The organism is Pseudomonas sp. UTLPPB19802, from assembly GCF_059730225.1.
On sequence record NZ_AP048545.1, the window covers coordinates 3,122,039 to 3,140,404 of the forward strand.

General features: G+C 64.1%; 16 protein-coding genes. 10 read left to right on the plus strand and 6 right to left on the minus strand.

What is annotated here, in order from left to right; genetic code table 11:
- Window positions 1-96: 96 nt before the first annotated feature.
- The 3 genes from AC6I6U_RS14045 to AC6I6U_RS14055 all read left to right on the plus strand — a co-directional run bounded on the left by AC6I6U_RS14045 (window position 97) and on the right by AC6I6U_RS14055 (window position 6,215).
- Window positions 97-747, plus strand: a complete 651-nt coding sequence (locus tag AC6I6U_RS14045) for a GNAT family N-acetyltransferase (RefSeq protein WP_497882518.1) — start codon at window positions 97-99, stop codon at window positions 745-747.
- A gap of 66 nt (window positions 748-813) precedes the next feature.
- Window positions 814-2,541, plus strand: a complete 1,728-nt coding sequence (locus AC6I6U_RS14050) for an autotransporter assembly complex protein TamA (protein WP_497882519.1) — start codon at window positions 814-816, stop codon at window positions 2,539-2,541.
- Window positions 2,538-6,215 carry a translocation/assembly module TamB domain-containing protein gene (locus AC6I6U_RS14055; RefSeq protein ID WP_497882520.1) on the plus strand — a complete coding sequence of 1,226 codons (3,678 nt, stop codon included), beginning with the start codon at window positions 2,538-2,540 and terminating at the stop codon, window positions 6,213-6,215. Before AC6I6U_RS14050 ends, AC6I6U_RS14055 begins: the two co-directional genes overlap by 4 nt.
- A 164-nt stretch (window positions 6,216-6,379) precedes the next feature.
- Here the strand turns inward: AC6I6U_RS14055 and AC6I6U_RS14060 are convergent, their stop codons facing one another.
- Entirely contained in the window at window positions 6,380-7,384 is a 1,005-nt protein-coding gene (locus AC6I6U_RS14060; protein WP_497882521.1) for an aldo/keto reductase, read from the minus strand.
- A 121-nt stretch (window positions 7,385-7,505) separates the two neighbouring features.
- Between AC6I6U_RS14060 and AC6I6U_RS14065 the strand changes: the two genes are divergently transcribed.
- Window positions 7,506-8,417, plus strand: a complete 912-nt coding sequence (locus AC6I6U_RS14065; protein ID WP_497882522.1) for a LysR family transcriptional regulator — start codon at window positions 7,506-7,508, stop codon at window positions 8,415-8,417.
- Window positions 8,418-8,476: 59 nt separating this feature from the next.
- On the opposite strand, the gene AC6I6U_RS14070 is transcribed toward AC6I6U_RS14065, so the two are convergent.
- Window positions 8,477-8,635 (minus strand): hypothetical protein, encoded by a 159-nt coding sequence (locus AC6I6U_RS14070; protein WP_017905539.1) that lies wholly within the window; start codon window positions 8,633-8,635, stop codon window positions 8,477-8,479.
- A gap of 177 nt (window positions 8,636-8,812) precedes the next feature.
- Here AC6I6U_RS14070 and AC6I6U_RS14075 point away from each other — a divergent pair, with 177 nt between their 5' ends.
- Window positions 8,813-9,001, plus strand: a complete 189-nt coding sequence (locus AC6I6U_RS14075; protein WP_186683971.1) for a hypothetical protein — start codon at window positions 8,813-8,815, stop codon at window positions 8,999-9,001.
- A gap of 108 nt (window positions 9,002-9,109) precedes the next feature.
- On the opposite strand, the gene AC6I6U_RS14080 is transcribed toward AC6I6U_RS14075, so the two are convergent.
- Window positions 9,110-9,484 (minus strand): fe2+ zn2+ uptake regulation protein, encoded by a 375-nt coding sequence (locus tag AC6I6U_RS14080; protein ID WP_497882523.1) that lies wholly within the window; start codon window positions 9,482-9,484, stop codon window positions 9,110-9,112.
- A gap of 301 nt (window positions 9,485-9,785) precedes the next feature.
- On the opposite strand from AC6I6U_RS14080, the gene pvdQ reads away from it, so the two are divergent.
- Window positions 9,786-12,098, plus strand: coding sequence for a bifunctional acylase PvdQ (gene pvdQ, locus AC6I6U_RS14085; RefSeq protein WP_497882524.1), 2,313 nt, complete (start codon window positions 9,786-9,788; stop codon window positions 12,096-12,098).
- Window positions 12,099-12,205: 107 nt separating this feature from the next.
- Here the strand turns inward: pvdQ and AC6I6U_RS14090 are convergent, their stop codons facing one another.
- Both AC6I6U_RS14090 and AC6I6U_RS14095 read right to left on the minus strand, forming a co-directional pair.
- A complete protein-coding gene (locus AC6I6U_RS14090; RefSeq protein WP_497882525.1) occupies window positions 12,206-13,201 on the minus strand; it encodes a FecR family protein in 996 nt (331 codons plus the stop codon).
- A gap of 140 nt (window positions 13,202-13,341) precedes the next feature.
- Window positions 13,342-14,256, minus strand: a complete 915-nt coding sequence (locus AC6I6U_RS14095; RefSeq protein ID WP_497882526.1) for a LysR family transcriptional regulator — start codon at window positions 14,254-14,256, stop codon at window positions 13,342-13,344.
- 86 nt (window positions 14,257-14,342) lie between these two features.
- Between AC6I6U_RS14095 and AC6I6U_RS14100 the strand changes: the two genes are divergently transcribed.
- Window positions 14,343-15,269, plus strand: a complete 927-nt coding sequence (locus tag AC6I6U_RS14100; RefSeq protein ID WP_497882527.1) for a carbon-nitrogen hydrolase family protein — start codon at window positions 14,343-14,345, stop codon at window positions 15,267-15,269.
- Between the two features lie 125 nt (window positions 15,270-15,394).
- Here the strand turns inward: AC6I6U_RS14100 and AC6I6U_RS14105 are convergent, their stop codons facing one another.
- The gene (locus AC6I6U_RS14105) at window positions 15,395-15,862 is read right to left on the minus strand and encodes an LEA/WHy family protein (RefSeq protein ID WP_497882528.1); all 468 of its coding nucleotides are present in this window, start codon (window positions 15,860-15,862) and stop codon (window positions 15,395-15,397) included.
- 129 nt (window positions 15,863-15,991) lie between these two features.
- Here AC6I6U_RS14105 and AC6I6U_RS14110 point away from each other — a divergent pair, with 129 nt between their 5' ends.
- The 3 genes from AC6I6U_RS14110 to zapE are packed head-to-tail and all read left to right on the plus strand — an operon-like array spanning window position 15,992 to window position 18,267.
- Complete coding sequence (locus AC6I6U_RS14110; RefSeq protein WP_497882529.1) at window positions 15,992-16,711, plus strand: helix-turn-helix transcriptional regulator; 720 nt, start codon at window positions 15,992-15,994, stop codon at window positions 16,709-16,711.
- A 52-nt stretch (window positions 16,712-16,763) separates the two neighbouring features.
- A complete protein-coding gene (locus AC6I6U_RS14115; protein WP_497882530.1) occupies window positions 16,764-17,111 on the plus strand; it encodes a nuclear transport factor 2 family protein in 348 nt (115 codons plus the stop codon).
- Between the two features lie 46 nt (window positions 17,112-17,157).
- Window positions 17,158-18,267, plus strand: a complete 1,110-nt coding sequence (zapE, locus tag AC6I6U_RS14120; RefSeq protein ID WP_497882531.1) for a cell division protein ZapE — start codon at window positions 17,158-17,160, stop codon at window positions 18,265-18,267.
- Window positions 18,268-18,366 lie beyond the last annotated feature (99 nt).

The window sequence follows — 18,366 nt, forward strand, 5'->3', positions numbered from 1 at the left end:
CCTTGGCTTGGTAGTCGATTTGAACTGTCGGGCGGGTCAAGGGCTCGTACATGACAGCAAGCTATGTTCCCGTAGCGTTCAGGGAGATCGACCGAAATGCCCGACACTCCAGACACCACCGCCCGGATTCACCTGCTCGACAGCGGCTATTCCCGCGAAGCCCGTTCCCTGTTGTACCACGCCTACCGCCATGAGCCGACCTTCGGTTATCTCTTCGAGTCCGAACGGCCCGGTTACGAGCAGCGGGTGCGTGCCACGGTGCGGGAGTTGGTCAGGCAGCATTTTTTCCAGGAACTGCCGGCCATCGGCCTGCTGGTCAACGACCGGCTGGTCGGGATCGCCCTGATCACCCCGCCGCAACGCCGCCTGGGTATCACCGAAAGCTGGGCCTGGCGCATGCGCATGCTGCTCGGTACCGGCGTCAAGTGCACCCGCCGTTTTCTGGAGTATCACCAGGCGGTGCAGGCCTGCGTGCCTTCGAACACGGTGCATAGGCTGCCGCTGTTGGGGATTCATCCGGAGTTCCAGGGCCATCACTACGGTGAACAATTGCTGGCGGCGGTACACGACTGGTGCGCCGAGGACGAACATTCCGATGGGGTGATTCTCGATACCGGCGATCCGCGCCACCTGGAATTCTACAAACGCCAGGGGTACGAGGAAATCGGAGAGGTTGCTGTAGGACCTGTCCTTGAACACGTGTTTTACCACGCCAATCCGCAGGCGTTACAAACAGCAACGGCTTGAGGGTCGAACTTTTAACCGCTGTCGGGGTTCTATGACGGTCCCCAGCCCGTGGTAGCATCCGCCCCTATGACGTTTTCAGGAAGATTCACCAGCGGCCTGCTTCTGCTTCTCTGCAGCACGGCGGCGCTGGCACAGAGTGAACTCGATGTTCGGGTCAAACCGGCCAACGATGAGTTGAAGTCCAATGTGGAAGGCTATATCGGCAGCCTCGGCGATCGCAGCGAGCGTGCACTCGAGCGTTTCAGCCGGGGGGCCGAAGAGCAGGCGAAGAAGGCCGCCCAGGCCCTTGGCTACTACCAGCCGCAGATAGACAGCGAGGTCGAGGGCGGCAAGACGCCGCGCCTGATCCTCAAGATCGACCCCGGTGAACCGGTGCACTTGCGCAACGTGACGGTGCGCATCGACGGGCCCGCCGCCAGCCTCAAGGCGTTCCGTGTTCCCAAGAGCGATGCCCTGCGCCCCGGTGCCGTACTCAATCATGGTCATTATGAAGACGCCAAGCGGCTGATCCAGAACCAGGCCTCGCGCTACGGTTTCTTCAGTGGGCGATTCACCGCGCAGAAACTGCTGGTCGACCCGCAGGCCGGCGTGGCCGATATCGAGCTGATCTACGACAGCGGCCCGCGCTATGCCCTGGGCTCGGTGCATTTTTCCGGCGACACGCCGTTCGACGATGACCTGCTGCAACGCATGGTGCCGTTCAAGCCCGACACCCCGTACGACTCCGAACTGATCGCCGAACTCAACCAGGCGCTGCAATCGAGCGGCTACTTCGAGGGCGTGCGGGTCGACGCCGTGCCGACTTCCGCCACTGCCCAGGTGATTCCGGTGAATGTCCAGCTGGACACCCGCAAACCCCGTACTCTTGGCCTGGGCCTGGGTTTTTCGACCGACGTCGGGCCGCGTGGCAAGGCCAGTTGGACCCGGCACTGGGTCAATGGCGAGGGCGACAGCTACGGCATCGAGAGTGAAATCTCCGCGCCACGACAGAACGTCGGCGTCTGGTATGACCACCCACTGGACCCGCCACTGACCGACAAGCTGCGTTGGGCGGCCGGCTACCAGTACGAAGAACTGGCCAACACCGACAGCCTGAGCAAGCTGCTCACCGTCGGCCCCGAGTGGCACAGCAAGTTGCCCAACGGCTGGCAGCGGGTCATTTCGCTGAAATGGCAGCGCGAGGAATATCGCCTGGGCGACGACTCGGGGCTCAGTACCTTGTTGATGCCTGGCGTCAGCTATTCATACTTGCGCAGCGACAATCGCATCGACCCGCACAACGGTTATCGCCTGCAGTTCGATGCCAAGGTCGCCAAGGAAGGATTGGGCTCGGACAACAACCTGTTGTACGGCACCGCCTTGCTCAAGGGGCTGACCACGGTGTGGGACAAGCACCGGTTCCTCGGCCGGGTGCAGTTCGGTGGCAGCGCCACCAACGGCTACAAGTCGGTTCCACCATCGTTGCGTTTCTTTGCCGGTGGCGACCAGAGCGTGCGCGGCTACGAGTACCAGACCCTGTCCCCGGAGAACTCCGACGGCGACCGGATCGGTGGCCGCTACATGGTCGCTGGCAGTGTCGAGTACCAGTACTCGATTGCCGACAAGTGGCGGATCGCGACCTTCGTCGACCAGGGCAACTCCTTCAACACCCTGGATTTTCCCAGCCTGAAGACCGGTGTCGGCATCGGCGTGCGCTGGGTCTCGCCGGTCGGGCCGATCCGCCTCGACCTGGCCCATGCCCTGGATGATCCGGGCGGTATCCGTTTGCACTTCTCCATGGGGCCTGAGCTGTGACGCGTGGTTTGAAAATCTTCGGCTTGGTCCTGATTGCCCTAGTGTTGCTGGTGGTGGCGACTGTCGCCACGCTGCTGGGCACCCAGGGTGGCAGCCGTTGGGCCCTGGCGCAGGTGCCGGGGCTGACGGTGGACAACTTTCAAGGCCGCCTGGGTGGCCAGTGGAGTGCCGACCGCCTGCATTGGGAGCAAGGCGGCAGTCGCGTCGAGGTGAGCCAGCCACGCTTCGACTGGTCGTTGCCGTGCCTGGCACAACTGAGCCTGTGTATCGATCAATTGGACGTCGAGCGGGTCGAGCTGCATTTCCCGCCGAGCGCGCCGCAGAGCGACAGCGAGCCACTGACCCTGCCGGACTTGAAACTGCCGCTGAGTGTTCGTCTTGGCCAGGTACGGGTCGGCAGCCTGCAGCTCGACGGCAGCGAGCAGTTCCGTGAGTTGCAGTTGGCCGCCCACTGGACCGCCGCTGGCTTGCAGGTCGACACCCTGCACGTGCGCCGCGACGATTTGAGCCTGGAGCTGTCCGGCCTGCTGCAACCGCTTGCCCAGTGGCCGCTGGCCTTGCAGGGCAAGCTGATGCTGCCGGCTCCCGGCGGTACGCCGTGGGCACTGGCGCTGGATATCCAGGGCGACCTGCTCAAGACCCTGAACCTCAAGGCCGACAGCAGTGGCTATCTGCAGGGGCAACTGACCGGGCAATTGCAGGCCCTGGCGGAGAACCTCCCGGCCCAGGTGAAGATCACCTCCGATGGTTTCAAGGCCAGTGCCGATCTGCCGGATACCCTGCAGCTCAATCAGTTGGAGCTGACCGGCAACGGCGACCTGAAGAACGGTTACCTGTTGCAGGGCAAGGCCAGCCTGCCGGCCGAGCAGGGGGCCGTGGGCCTGGCGCTGAATGGCCGGGTCGACGCCAAGGGCGCACAGATCGTCGCGCTGGAGCTGGATGCTGGCGCCGACCAGCACCTGAAAGTCAGCGGCCAGTTGGACTGGCAGAAGGGTTTCAGCGCCGATGCCAATGTCGATTGGCTGGATTTTCCCTGGCACCGCCTGTACCCGCTGATTGACGAGCCGGCGGTGAAAGCGCGGACCTTCGTCGGTGAAGTGCACTACACCGATGGCAATTACCTGGGCAACTTCAAGGCCGACCTCGACGGTCCGGCCGGGCGTTTCAGCCTGCTCAGCCCGTTCAGCGGCGACCTGCAGCAGATTGCCCTGCCGCAGCTCGAACTGACGGCGGGGCAGGGCAAGGCCAGTGGTTACCTCAAGCTGCAGTTTGCCGATGGCGTGGCCTGGGATACGTCACTGGACCTCAGCGCACTCAACCCCGCCTACTGGGTGGCGGAATTGCCCGGTACCCTGGCCGGTCCCTTGCGTAGCAAGGGCGAGTTCAAGAACGACAAGCTTGACCTGAATGCCGATATCGACCTCAAGGGTAAGCTGCGGGGCCAACCGGCGGTGCTGCAGGCCAAGGCCGGCGGCACCGGCGAACAGTGGAGCCTCGCTGCCCTGGAGATTCGCCTGGGTGACAACCGCATCAGCGGCAACGGCCGTCTGCAGCAGCAACTGGCCGGCCAGCTCGACCTGAACATGCCGCGCCTCGGCCAGCTCTGGCCGCAGTTGCGCGGCCAGCTCAAGGGCCGCGTCGACGTCGCTGGCAGCCTCAAGGCGCCCCAGGGCAAGGCCAGCCTGCAGGGCCAGCAACTGGCGTTCGCCGACAACCGCCTGCAGAGCCTCAGCCTCGATGCCAACCTCGACAAGGCCCAGCGTGCGCGCCTGGAGCTCAAGGGCAATGCGATCCAGCTCGGCGAAACCGACCTGGGCAACCTGCTGGTCAATGGCCAGGGCGATATCAAGCGCCAGGCGGTGCAGTTGGATCTGCAAGGTCCGCTGTTGAAGCTGGGCCTAGGGGTTGACGGTACCCTGGACCGGGGCAACTGGCGCGGCCGGCTGGCTTCGGGCGACGTCCGCACCGGCGGGCAGGACTGGATACTGCAGGCCCCGGCCAAGCTTGAACGGCTGGCCGATGGCCGCCTGACGTTGGGTGCCCACTGCTGGGCGTCCGGCGAGGCCAGTCTGTGCGGCGAGGACCAGCGGCTGATGCCCGAGCCGAGGTTGCGCATGCACCTCAAGCAGTTCCCGCTGGAGAGCCTGGCGCAGTGGATGCCTCGGGATTTCGCCTGGCAGGGCCGGCTCAATGCCGACCTGCAACTGGACCTGCCGGCCAGCGGCCCGAAAGGCCGGATCATGGTCGATGCCAGCGGCGGCACCTTGCGCGTGCGCGAGAAGCGCCGGCAGTGGCTGGAGTTCCCCTATGAAACCCTCAGGCTGACCAGCGACCTGACGCCGCGCCGGGTCGACAGCAACCTGGACTTTCGCGGTGGCAAGCTCGGTGAGCTGACTCTCCAGGCACAGATCAATCCGCTGGCGAAGAACAAGCCGCTGAGCGGCGACTTCCGTCTCAGTGGCCTCGATATCGCGGTAATCCGGCCATTCGTGCCGATGGTCGAGAAATTGGCCGGACGCCTGGACGGCAGTGGCCGTCTTTCCGGTGGACTGCTGGCGCCGCAGGTCAACGGCAACCTGTTGCTCAGCGATGGCGCGGTGTCGGGACCGGAACTGCCGACCACCATCAGCGACCTGCGGGCCCAGGCGCAGATCGCCGGGGAAAATGTCCAGCTCAACGGCAGTTGGAAGGGCGGCGAGTCGGGGCAGGGCAACTTGAGCGGGCACATCGGCTGGGCCGACGCCCTGACAATGGACATTGCCCTCAGGGGCCAGCAACTGCCGGTGAACGTCGAGCCCTACGCGGCGTTGCAGGTGGCCCCGGATCTGCGGATCACGATGCACGGCGACAAGCTGGCGGTGGTCGGCAAGGTGTTGGTGCCCAAGGGCGAAATCACTGTGCGCGAGTTGCCGCCGTCGACGGTGAAGGTCTCCGACGACACGGTGATCGTCGGCAACCAGACCGAGGAGGGCAAGCCACCGCTGGCGATCGCCATGGACATCGATGTCATCGTCGGCCAGGACAAGCTCAGCTTCAGCGGTTTTGGCCTGACCGCGACCTTGCAGGGCCAGGTGCACATTGGCGACAACCTCGACACCCGTGGCGAGTTGTGGCTCAACGACGGGCGTTACCGCGCCTACGGCCAGAAACTGAATGTGCGCCGGGCGCGCCTGCTGTTTGCCGGCCCGGTCGACCAGCCGTTCCTGGATATCGAGGCGATCCGCCAGACGGGCGATGTGATTGCCGGAATTCGCCTGAGCGGCAGTGCCGAGCAACCGACCACGCAGATTTTCTCCGAGCCGGCGATGAGCCAGGAGCAGGCGCTGTCCTACCTGGTGTTGGGGCGTCCGTTGAGCACTACCGGTGAAGACAACAACATGCTCGCCCAGGCGGCGTTGGGGCTGGGGTTGATGGGCAGTTCGTCGGTGACGTCGAGCCTGGCGAAGAACCTCGGTGTCCAGGATTTCGAACTGGATACCCAGGGCAGCGGCACCAAGACCGCAGTGGTCGCCAGTGGCAAGATCACCGAGAAACTGAGCCTGCGTTATGGCGTCGGGGTGTTCGAACCGGCCAACACCATCGCCTTGCGCTACCTGCTGAGCAAGCGGGTGTACCTGGAGGCGGCGAGTGGCGTGGCCAGTTCATTGGACATTTTCTACAAGCGTGATTTCTGAATTGGCCTGGTGGCGAGCGGGCTTGCCCGCGCTCGGCTGCATGGCAGCCGCAAACCAACCGGCTCGGTGTGCCAGGAATTCCCCGGGACAGGTTTTGGGGCCGCTTGGCGGCCCATCGCGGGCAAGCCCGCTCGCCACAGAGGATCGTGGTCGCTGCTTGAGCGTCAGCGGTTGAGACCCTGCATCACCGACTCCGCATAACGGCTACCGGCCGCCGCGTCCACCGGGAACACCTCATCCAGTGCCCGCAACTCGGCCGCGCTCAGGCGCACGTCCAGCGCCGCGACGTTCTCTTCCAGGTACTTGCGCTGCCGGGTCCCGGGAATCGGGATCAGGTAGTCACCCTGGGCCAGTACCCAGGCCAGGGCCAACTGACCGGTACTGACGCCTTTCTCCGTTGCCAGGGCCTGGACCTGCTCCACCAGTTGCAGGTTTCTGGCGAAATTCTCGCCCTGGAAGCGCGGGTTGGTGCGCCGGAAGTCATCGGCGGCAAAGTCTTCCGGGGTTTTCAGCGCCCCGGTGAGGAAGCCTCGACCCAGGGGGCTGTAGGGCACGAAGGCGATTCCCAGCCGCTGGCAGGCTTGCAGGCAGCCATTGTGCTCCGGGTCGCGGCTCCACAATGAGTATTCACTTTGCAGCGCGCTGATCGGATGGACCTGGTGCGCCCGCTCCAGGGTGCTCGCCGAGGCTTCGCTCAGGCCCAGGTAACGGACCTTGCCGGCCTTGACCAGCTCGGCCATGGCGCCGACGGTTTCCTCGATGGCCACCTCTGGGTCGACCCGGTGCAGGTAGTACAGGTCGAGTGTTTCGATACCGAGGCGCTTCAGGGTGCCGTCGATGGAGCTACGCACATATTCCGGTCGCCCGTTGACCCCACGCAGCGTCGGGTTGGCCGGATCACGCAGGATGCCGAACTTGCTTGCGAGGAAGGCCTGGTCGCGCTTGCCGGCAAGCGCTTGGCCGAGCAGTTCCTCGTTGCGGTAGGGGCCGTACATGTCGGCGGTATCGAGCAGGGTTACACCCAGTTCGAGGGCGCGGTGTAGGGTGGCGGTGGCTTCGCGGTTGTCCTGGCTGGCGTTGCCGGTGGTGTAGAAGTCGCTCATGCCCATGCAGCCAAGACCGATGGCGGAAACCTGCGGGCCGTTCTTGCCCAGTTGACGAGTGTGCATCGCTGACGCTCCGTTGAGGGGATGGTGGTCCATTGTGTTCCTCGACAAAACCGCGATAAACCGGCTAAAAGCACTATCACTATTCGTATTATCTAAACAGTTTCCCAAGAACGGGTGGCCAATGGATCGTTTCAACGCCATGCGCGTGTTTACCCGGATCGTCGAACTGGGCGGTTTCGCCAAGGCTGCGGACAGCCTGCAATTGCCACGGGCCTCGGTGACCATCCTGGTCAAGCAGTTGGAGGCGCACCTGGGCGTGCAGTTGCTGCATCGCACCACCCGCCAGGTCAGCACGACCCTGGATGGCGAGGCCTACTACCGGCGTTGCGTGCAATTGCTGGCGGACCTGGAGGAAACCGAGGCGGTGTTTCGCTCCTCGCGCCTGAATCCTCGCGGCACCCTGCGGGTCGATATGCCGGCGGCCATCGGCCGGCTGATCGTGATCCCCGCGTTGCCGGAGTTCACCGAGCGCTACCCGCTGATCGAATTGGAAATCGGCTTGAATGATCGTCCTGTCGACCTGATTCGCGACGGCGTCGATTGCGTGCTGCGCGGCGGTGCGGTGCTGGACGAGTCGCTGGTTGCCCGGCCGCTGGCGACCATCGAACAACTGATCTGCGCCAGCCCGGCCTATCTGCGCGAGCATGGTGTGCCGCAGTCGCTGGAAGCGCTGTCGGGGCATCGGATGGTCGAGTATTTTTCCAGCGTCAGTGGCAGGCGCTTTGGCCTGGAGTTTCTCCAGGGCGGCCAGGCCCGGGAGCTGCACCTGCCCAAGCAGGTTTCAGTGAGCAGTGCCGATGGTTACCTGGCAGCCTGCGAGGCCGGCTTTGGCCTGGTGCAGATTCCGTACTATCACGTGGTCGAACAACTGCGTGACGGGCGCTTGTGCGAAGTGCTGCCGGGAGTGCCGCAACCCGGCTTGCCGCTGGCCGCGCTGTATCCGCCGCACCGGCAGTTGTCCCCACGGGTGCGGGTGTTCGTCGATTGGCTGGTGCAGGTGTGTGCCCGGCCGGGCATTGGATTCAAGCGATAAGGGAGGGTGAAAGCCGGGGCAGAAATGAAACGGGTGAGCCTCTGGCTCACCCGTGAATGTCAGCGATGGTAGTAGCCGGGGCCGCCACCGTAATAACCGGGGCCGCCGCCGTAGTAGCGGTGGTCATGCCAGCCACCGTGATCGCGCGGCATGATGATGCAGCCGCTCAGTGACAACAGGATCAACGCAGGAATCAGCAGTGTGATTCGACGAAACATGGACACATCCTCATGGTTAAAGCCGGGCAGCGAAAACATTTGCCCGCCTGTATCATGAGACTGCGTTTTGGTCGGCTTATTCGTCGTGCACTGTAGGTGCTTGGCATGAAGGGCGATACAAAGCGGATACATTTCACCCGAGGCCTGGCGTTCCAGGCTTCTTTCAGGAAACAGGCAATGACCCAGGCACAACGTTTGAAATACTCGATTCTGGTGGTCCTGGTAGTGCTGGGGATCATGTTCGGCCTCACCTACCTGCAGAACACCGGCGTGATCAGCGAGAAGCTGTTCCAGTACATCGCCATTGGCGTAGCGGTGGTGGTGGTGATCATCAACGGCGTGATGCGCCGCAAGGTCAAGCCCTGAAGCCTCTGGCCGTAACTGATGCAATGCGGGTGCCCGCCAGCCTGCCTCGGGCGGCGTGCCGACGCTGAACGTCAACGCGGTACATCCCGGTACCGCGTTATCTCATCCTCAGTCCTGCTGTTCCAGTGCCGTCAGGGCGTCGGAGTGCAGGCTGTAGGTCTTGTCCGTGTTAAGCACCACTACTCCTTCGCTGCACAAGCGCTTGAGCACTTCGCGCACGCTGAGAAAGGACAGCGGGATGTCCAGTTCCAGCAGGTGGCCGTGAACGCCACGCACGCCCAGGCGACGCTGTTCGCCAGCGTTGAGCAGGGCGTCGATCACCTTCAGCCGGATCAGGCTGGTGCGCAGGCCGAAGTGCTTGAGCAGTTGGCGAATACGCTCGTTGCCATTGCGCTCGGCAGGTTTGGCAAACATGGCGCCCGAGCTGTAGGTTGGATCACGTTGCAATGAGATACCGTCCGTTGGCCTGTGCTGGTCGTACATGCGAAAAACTCCTTTTCAGAGCCTGATCAGGAAAGTGATGTCTGCTCTCTTTAGATAAAGACGAACGAGACGGATAAATCATGAAGCCTGTGATGTAGAAATTTTGTTGGAATCAGCTCGCAGCGCTGTTGCCGGGCTGAACCGCAGCTGTCCGGGCGACTAAATTTATGCAGTTCCATTCGTTTTTATGGGCAGGCATCGGCTGCCCCGTGCTTTGGCGTGGGCGCCGGTTTTTCCAGGCGCCCGGATGGTGTGATGCCCCCGCGCGGCCTGGTTTTCGACGGTCTTATCAGGAGTCTGCGTGATCATTTCCCGGCCATTTCCCAGGTGCTGTCTTGCAACGTTGTTGATCGGCCTGAGCCTGGGCGCCCATGCCCGTTCCCAGAATGTCGAACTGAGCGCCGACATTCGTCGCACCACTTTCGGTGTCCCGCATATCCGGGCCGCAGACGAGCGCGGTCTGGGCTATGGCATTGGCTACGCCTATGCCCAGGACAACCTGTGCCTGCTGGCCAATGAAATCGTCACGGTCAATGGCGAACGGTCGAAGTTTTTCGGCCCCCACGAGACCACCGTCGAACAGACGGAAAACCTCGCCAGCGACCTGTTCTTCAACTGGTTCAATACCCCGCAGGCAGTCTCCGCGTTCTGGCAAGCGCAGCCCCCGGAGATGAAGCAGCGGGTCGAAGGCTACGTGGCGGGCTACAACCGCCTGTTGCGCGAGCGCCAGGCCCAGGGCCTGCCGGAGCAATGCCAGGGCAGCTGGGTGCGGCCGATCACCGTGCTCGACCAGGTCAAGCTGACCCGTCGACTGCTGGTCGAAGGTGGCGTCGGCCAGTTTGTCGAGGCCCTGGCCGCGGCGACCCCGCCGGAGCAGACGGCACAACTCTCGTCGGCAAGATTCCAGGTGGCCGCCGAGCGCATGCAGCGGTTCGCCCTGGACCGCGGCAGCAACGGTGTGGCGATCGGTGGCGAACGCTCTTTCAACGGTCGTGGCCTGTTGCTGGGCAACCCGCATTTCCCCTGGGTGGGCGGCATGCGTTTCTACCAGATGCACCTGACCATCCCCGGCAAGCTCGATGTGATGGGCGCGGCGCTGCCGGGCCTGCCGCTGATCAATATCGGGTTCAGCCAGCACCTGGCCTGGACCCATACCGTCGACACGTCCAAACACTTCACCCTGTACCGCCTGCAGCTCGATCCCAAGGACCCGACCCGCTACCTGCTCGACGGCAAGTCCAAGGCCATGGACAAGCGCCAGGTGACCGTCCAGGTCAAGCAGGAAGATGGCAGCCTGAAACCGGTCTCGCGGCTGGTCTACAGCTCGGTGTTCGGCCCGGTGGTGCAATGGCCCGGCAAGCTCGACTGGAACCACGATGTGGCGTTCAGTCTGCGCGATGCCAACCAGGACAACGTCCGGGTGCTGCAGCAGTGGAGTGAAATGAATCGCGCCGACAACCTCAAGGCCTTCCAGGCGGCGGTGCACAAGATCCAGGGCATTCCGTGGGTCAACACCCTGGCGGTGGATGACCGCGGGCGCGCGCTGTACATGAACCTGTCGGTAGTGCCATTCGTGGACGCCGACAAGTTGGCCAAGTGCAGCGATCCGCGCGCCGGCTACGACCTGATCGTGCTCGACGGTTCGCGCCGCGACTGTGCCTGGGGTGTCGCCGCCAACGCTGCGCAGAAGGGGATTTTCCCGGCGGACCGCTTGCCGCAACTGGAGCGTGGCGACTACGTGCAGAACTCCAACGATTCGGCGTGGATGGTCAACCCGGCGGCACCGCTCAAGGGCTTCTCGCCGTTGATCAGTCGTGACGGCCAGCCACTGGGGCCGCGTGCGCGCTTTGCCCTGGACCAGCTGGAGCGGTTGAAGCAGGCCGGGCCGGTCAAGGTCGAGGACCTGCAGGGGATGGTGATGGACAACCAGGTCTATCTCGCCAGCCAGGTGCTGCCTGACCTGCTGCAGTTCTGCGCCGGTGATCTGGGTGCGGACGCCGCGACCCTGGCGCCCCTCTGCGGGAGCCTCAAGAGCTGGGACCAGCATGCCAACCTGGACAGCGGCGTGGGCTTCGTGCACTTCCAGAACGTCATGGCGCACCTGTTCGAGCAGGGTGATATCTGGCGGGTCAAGTTCGATCCGGCCGATCCGCAGCACACGCCGCGTGGGCTGAATATCGAGCAGGCCGAGGTGGCCAAGGCGGTTCGCGAGGCGATGCTGGCGTCGCTGGAGAGTGTCGGCAAGGCCGGGCTGACGGCGCAGGCGCGCTGGGGCGATGTCCAGCAGGTCAGCCTGGGCGGGCATCCGGTGCCGGTGCATGGCGGGCCGGCGACGCTCGGGGTGTACAACGCGATCCAGAGCGTGCCGGGCGAGGCTGGCAAGCGTGAGGTGATCAGTGGCACCAGCTATCTGCAAGTGGTCAGCTTCGATGAGCAGGGGCCGCGGGCGGTAGGGATGTTGGCGCCGTCATTGTCCAGTGATCCGGCGTCGGCGCATTTCCGTGACCAGACCGAGGCGTTCTCGAGGAAGGAGTGGAGTGTGCTGCCGTTTACCGAAGCGCAGATCAAGGCTGACAAGGCGTATCGGTTGCAGGTGATCCGCGCGAAGGAGTGAGGCAAATCCTCCGGGGCTGGCCTTGGAGGCCGGCCCGTCCTCCGTGGAGGAAGGCCTTGGCGATCTGGAGGTCTTCTTCGCGGGCGAGCCCATTCCTACAGGTGGGATCAGGCCCGTGGTTTTGCCCAGGGAATCGAGTTGAGCACCGGGTTGCCGTCCTTGTTCTGGGTCAGGTAGATCGGCAGGACCTTGGGCAGCGAAGTGACCAGCTTATTCACCTCACCGGTGCTGTAGATCCCGCCGATACGAATCGCACCGGTCGCCGGATCGGCCAGCAACACCGGCGTGGCCAGATAACGGTTGATCAGCGGCAGGGCATCGGCGAGGCTCAGGTTGTCGAGAATCAGCTTGCCGTTGCGCCAGGCCAGCGACGTGTCATTGGCGTAGGTCTGGCTGATCTGCGGCTCATAATCACCGGCCTTGTAGCGGGCCTGCATGCCCGGATCGAGGCGATAACCGCCGGGTTTGCTGCTGTCGCTGCTGACCAGCACGGACCCTTGCAGCAAGGTCACCCGCACCTGGTCCTCATACATCCAGACGTTGAATTTGGTCCCGGTGACGCGAACCTGGCCCTTGGCCGCCTTCACCACGAAGGGGTGCTCTGCGTCGTGGCTGACTTCGAAAAAGGCTTCGCCCTTTTTCAGGGTGACCCGCCGCTGATCCTTGTAGTTGCTGTAGGTCAGCTGGCTGCCCAGGTTCAGTTCAACCTGGCTGCCATCGGCGAGCGTGATGTGCTCGACCCGGTTGCCGGCCTCGAACGTCTGGTATGAGTTGGGAATCCAGCCCAGGCTCCAGCCGAGATAGCCGGCCAGGGGAATCGCCAGCAGGCTGCTGGCGGCGATGCCATAGCGCGGCCAGGTGCGGCGCTTGACGGGCAGTGGAATGACCTCGGCCTGGGGCGGACGCGGCAGGTGGTCGGCGACGTCCCAGATTTCCAGCATCGCCTTGTATTCGATGGCGTGCAGGGGGGCGGCCTTGAGCCAGGCGTCGAATTCCGCGCGTTCGGCCGCCGTGCAATCCTGCTCATGCAGACGCATGCACCAGTGCGCGGCAGCATCGGTGATCGCATCGTACTCGGCTTCTGAGAGGATCTGCTCTGTCATTGACTCTTCCCTATTTCCTACATTCTAACCTTCCCTGGGGCCTGCCGAGAACACTAGATGGCAAATGCATATCAGTTCGGGTCGAATTTTTCCTCGGATTGTCCTGAAAAACGGTCTGACGCTCAGGTTTCCATCATGACTCATGAGATGTGAAAACATTGAAAAATCGCTGCCTGCACTTTCAGGACCGCAGGGTCGAGGGAGGCGCTGGTGCGCCAGCCCAACTCGATCGGGTAGCGTGGCAGGGTCAGGGGACAGGGTAGCAGGCTCAACCCGCTGAGTTCGGCGATGGCCTGGGCCGCGTGGGCCGGTATGGTGGCGACCGCCTGGCTGCCCTTGAGCAGGTAGGGCAACGCGGCGAAATGCGTGGTCGAGGCACTGACATGTCGGCCCAGGCCCAGGCCAGCCAGTGTTTCATCGGTGATGCCGATGAAACCGCCGGATGACACCAGGATATGCTCGCGGGTCACGAACTGCTCCAGGCTCAACTCGGCCTGGTCGGCCTCCAGGCTCGCGGGGTCGACCAGGCAGCGGTAGTCACCTTCGCCCAGCACCCGTCGGCTGAGCAGGCGTTCGGCGAAGCCGCCAGCGGTGATGGCCAGGTCGAACTGGCGCTGCATCAGGGCCTCGCCGACGATCTGGCTGTGGGTCTGGCGAAAAATCAGGCGCAGGCGGGGTGCCTGGCTGGCGATCAGTTCCATCAGGCGGCGACCGTAGGCCATCTCGAAATCGTCCGACAGTCCAATGATCACCGAGCGGCCTTCGTAGTGCTGCGCCTGCGGATCGACCAGCGCCAGGCTCTGTCGACACTTGTTCAGCGCTTCGCTGATCACCGGCTTGAGCTGGTTGGCACACAGGGTCGGCGCCAACCCGCGACCGGTGCGGACGAACAGCGGGTCACCGTAGACCTCGCGCAGCCGCCGCAGGGCCGCGCTGATGGCCGACTGGGTGACGCCCAGGCGCACTGCCGCACGGCTGGCGCTGGACTCGTCGTGCAGGGCTTCGAAAACCTTGAGCAGGTTCAGGTCCAGTGTCTTGATATTCGTGCTGTTCATATCATTCAGTGATGAAGGGGTCTTTATTCATGATCGGCTCCGCCACGACAATCCGCAACACGAACTCAAGTCATGGAGAACCGCTCATGTCCAAATCAATCGTTGCCGCGCTGCAGATTGGTTCCTTGCCGGGAGGCAAGGCCGAGACCCTGGAACAGATTCTGTCCTACGAACAGGCGATCATCGAGTCCGGTGCCTGCCTGGTGGTGATGCCGGAGGCGCTGCTCGGGGGGTACCCGAAAGGCGAGACCTTCGGTACGCAGCTGGGTTATCGCCTGCCGAAGGGGCGCGAGGCGTTCGCCCGTTATCACGCCAATGCGATCGACGTTCCGGGAGCGGAAACCGACGCGCTGGCCGGCCTGTCCGCCCGCACCGGGGCCAGTCTGGTAATTGGTGTGATCGAGCGCAGCGGCCACAGCCTGTTTTGCACCGTGCTGTTCTTCGACCCACAGGCTGGCCTTGTGGCCAAGCACCGCAAGTTGATGCCGACCGGCACCGAACGGCTGATCTGGGGCAAGGGTGATGGTTCGACCCTGCCGGTGGTGGAAGGCAAGGCCGGGCGGATCGGTTCGGCGGTCTGCTGGGAAAACTACATGCCGTTGCTGCGCACCGCGATGTACGCCAAGGGCGTTGACGTCTGGTGCGCGCCGACGGTGGACGAGCGGGAAATGTGGCGGGTGACCATGCGTCATGTCGCCTGTGAAGGCCGTTGCTTCGTGGTCACTGCCTGCCAGGTCCAGCCGTCGCCGGCGGCGCTGGGCAGCAGCGTCGAGAACTGGCCGGATGAGCGCCCACTGATCAACGGTGGCAGCCTGATCGTCGGGCCGATGGGCGACGTACTGGCCGGGCCGTTGGTGGGCGAAGCCGGTCTGCTCACCGCCGAGATCGACACCGACGAGTTGGTGCGTGCCCGTTATGACTTCGACGTGACCGGTCACTACTCGCGCCCGGACGTGTTCGAACTGCGGGTGGACGAGCGAGCCAAGCCGGGCGTGCGCTTCATCCAGGACTGAAGCGCCGGGCGACTGACTGGTTGTGCCGCCACTGCTCGCCGCGCTCGGCGGCGGGTAGGGCGACATCCCGCAGTTAGCTCAAGGCCCCCGTCCCATAACAGCCTTTGATGTCAGCGATACAGCATTCACCAACCGCTGGCTCCCGACCCGCCCAGGTCCAGCCGGCCCCGTTCGACGAAACGCATCGTGCCGAACGGCCCGCCGGCCAATTTGCCGTGCAACACGTAGGGCAGCCCGTCGAGGCTGCGCGCCCGGCTCAGGCCGAGGGTCTGGCGCAGCATGGAAAAGGCCGAGGCGCTGACTGGCACCGTCAGCGTGGTTTCGGAAAAGCGCTGGAGCGTGCCCTGCTGGTTGCTGACGCCGGAGGCCAGTGGCTGGTCGTTCACCTCCAGGTCGAGGGCCACGCCGTTGTAGGCGATTGCCGTATCGTTAGGATTTTGCACGCGCAGGGTTACGGCGAAGCGCACCTCCATGTCCTGGCTGGGCAACGGTTCGATGCCGACCACGTTGATGTTCAGTGGGTCGCGCCCGGAGAACAGGGCACAGGCGCTGAGGGTCAGGAACAGCAGGCCCAGGCCGAGGAGTTTGCGCATGGTGAAGTCTCCTGGATGAATGGCTGGCGTCACGATACAACAAAGCTTGGACAACACGGCTCCTGACAGATTCTGACAGGGCTCTCTGCTAGGCTGCGCGCATCCGCGTCTGCCCAGGTTGAGTCCATCGTGTCCCGTACTTCCCGTCTGTTGACGCTGCTGCAGGTGCTGCGGGCCCGGAGCCGCCCGGCCACCGCGGCGGCCCTGGCCTGTGAGCTGGAGATTTCCGAGCGCACGGTCTATCGCGATATTGCCGAACTCATCGCCCTTGGCGCACCGATCCAGGGAGAGGCGGGGATCGGCTACGTGCTGCGCAGCGGGTTGTTCCTGCCGCCGTTGATGCTCGATGCCGATGAAGCCGAGGCAATCATGCTGGGGCTGCAGTACGTCAACCAGCGTGGCGATGATGTACTGGGCAAGGCGGCCTCTGGTGCGCTGGCGAAGATCTGCGCAGTGCTCGGGCCGGCGGCCCAGGAAGCCTTGCGCAATCCCACCGTGCTGGCCGGCCCCGCCGGCTTTGGTTTCCCGGAGAACATCGTGCCGCTGAACGTGCTGCGCCAGGCGATCGGCCAGCAGACCAAGCTGTACATCGACTATGCCGACGCGAACCAGGTCCCCAGCCAGCGGCTGATATGGCCCCTGGCCCTGGGCTTCCTGAACGAGGTGCGGGTGATCGTCGCCTGGTGCGAGCTGCGCAGCGACTATCGGACCTTTCGTACCGACCGTATAGCGGCTGCCTGCGAGCAGGGCGAGCGTTATCCGGGGCGGCGCAGCGACCTGTTGCGCGGCTGGCAGCAGGCCTGTGTACAGATGCAGAAAACCCAGCCTTTCACTCCTGACAAAAACTGACGCGGGCCTGGCTTAGGATGGTGCCAGTCCCACCAGCAAGGAGCTGTGCCCCATGACCACCTCATCCGCAATGACCACCCTGGCCCCGGCTATCGAAGCCTATATTGCCGCCGCCAATGCCCATGACAGCTCGACCGTCGAGAGTTTCTTCGCCGCGGACGCAAACGTCTTCGACGAAGGCCGGCACCAGGTCGGCACCCTGGAAATCACTCGGTGGATGGATGAAACCGGGCGCCGATACCAGCCGCGGGTCGAAGTCCTCGATGTCGCGCAACGCACCGGCAAGGTGTTGGTGCGCAAGCTCGTCTCGGGCAGCTTTCCCGGCAGTCCGGTGGAGTTGCGCTACACGTTTCGCCTGGACGAGCAGGGCAAGATCGCCCGGCTGGATATTTCCCTCTGAATCGAACTGGCATACTGCGGGGCCATGTCTTGCAACGGCCCCACCCATGATTGTCGACTCTCCCCTCAATGCCTACCAGCAAGCCGTCGCGCAGGGCTTCGTCGATGACCAGGCCCAGCGGCTGGCGGTGCAGGCGCTGCAGCGCTGCCATGAGGCGTTGCACCAGGGGCAGGTACCGCGCGGGGTATATCTGTGGGGGCCGGTCGGGCGTGGCAAGACCTGGCTGATGGACCAGTTCCACCAGACCTTGCAGGTACCGTCCCGACGCCAGCATTTCCACCACTTCATGGGCTGGGTCTACCAGCGCTCCTTCCAGTTGAGCGGCATCGCCGATCCGTTGCGTGCCCTGGCCCGCGAGCTGGCGACGGAAGTTCGGGTGCTGTGCTTCGACGAGTTGTTCGTCAATGACATTGGCGATGCGATCATTCTCGGGCGGCTGTTCCAGGTCATGTTCGACGAAGGCGTGGTCATCGTCTGCACCTCCAACCAGCCGCCCGCCCAGTTGTATGCCGATGGCTTCAATCGCGAGCGCTTCCTGCCGGCGATCGCTGCAATCGAGCGACACATGGCGGTGATCGATGTCGACGGCGGTGAGGACCACCGTCGGCATCCCGGGACGCTCGTGCAGCGTTACTGGGTGGTGCCGCTGGAAGGGCGGACGGCCTTTGCCGAGGCGTTCAGGGGATTGACGGCCGGGCAGGCCCTGGGCGACCAGCCGGTCGCCATGGGGCATCGCCACCTGGCGGTGGTGCAGGCCTCGCCGAACGTGCTCTGGTGCCGGTATGCCGAGCTGTGCGAACAGCCGTTGGCGGCCATGGACTTCATGGCGTTGTGTGATCGCTATGCGGCGATCTTCCTCGACGAGGTCCCGAACCTCAGTGCCCGCCAGCGTCCCGGCCGGATCGCCCGCGGCACCGAGGATGGCGCGCAGCGCGTCGACGCCGGGGATCGTGAGCTGCCACAACTGTCGATCCACGATGACAGCGTGCGGCGGTTCATCGCCCTGGTGGACGAGTGCTACGACCGCAAGGTGCCGTTGTACATCGCCGCGCAGGTGCCGCTGGACGCGTTGTACAGCGAAGGCTACCTGGCGTTCGCGTTTCGCCGCACCCTCAGTCGCCTGCACGAGATGCAGTTGCAACGCTTCGGCCAGTGACCGCATCGCCCCGGCAGGCATGCCCCCCTGCGGCGCAGGGGCCAGTTATGTAACGCCAATGCGGTGTGCCCGCAGGTTTGAATGCTGCCAGAGTCGTGT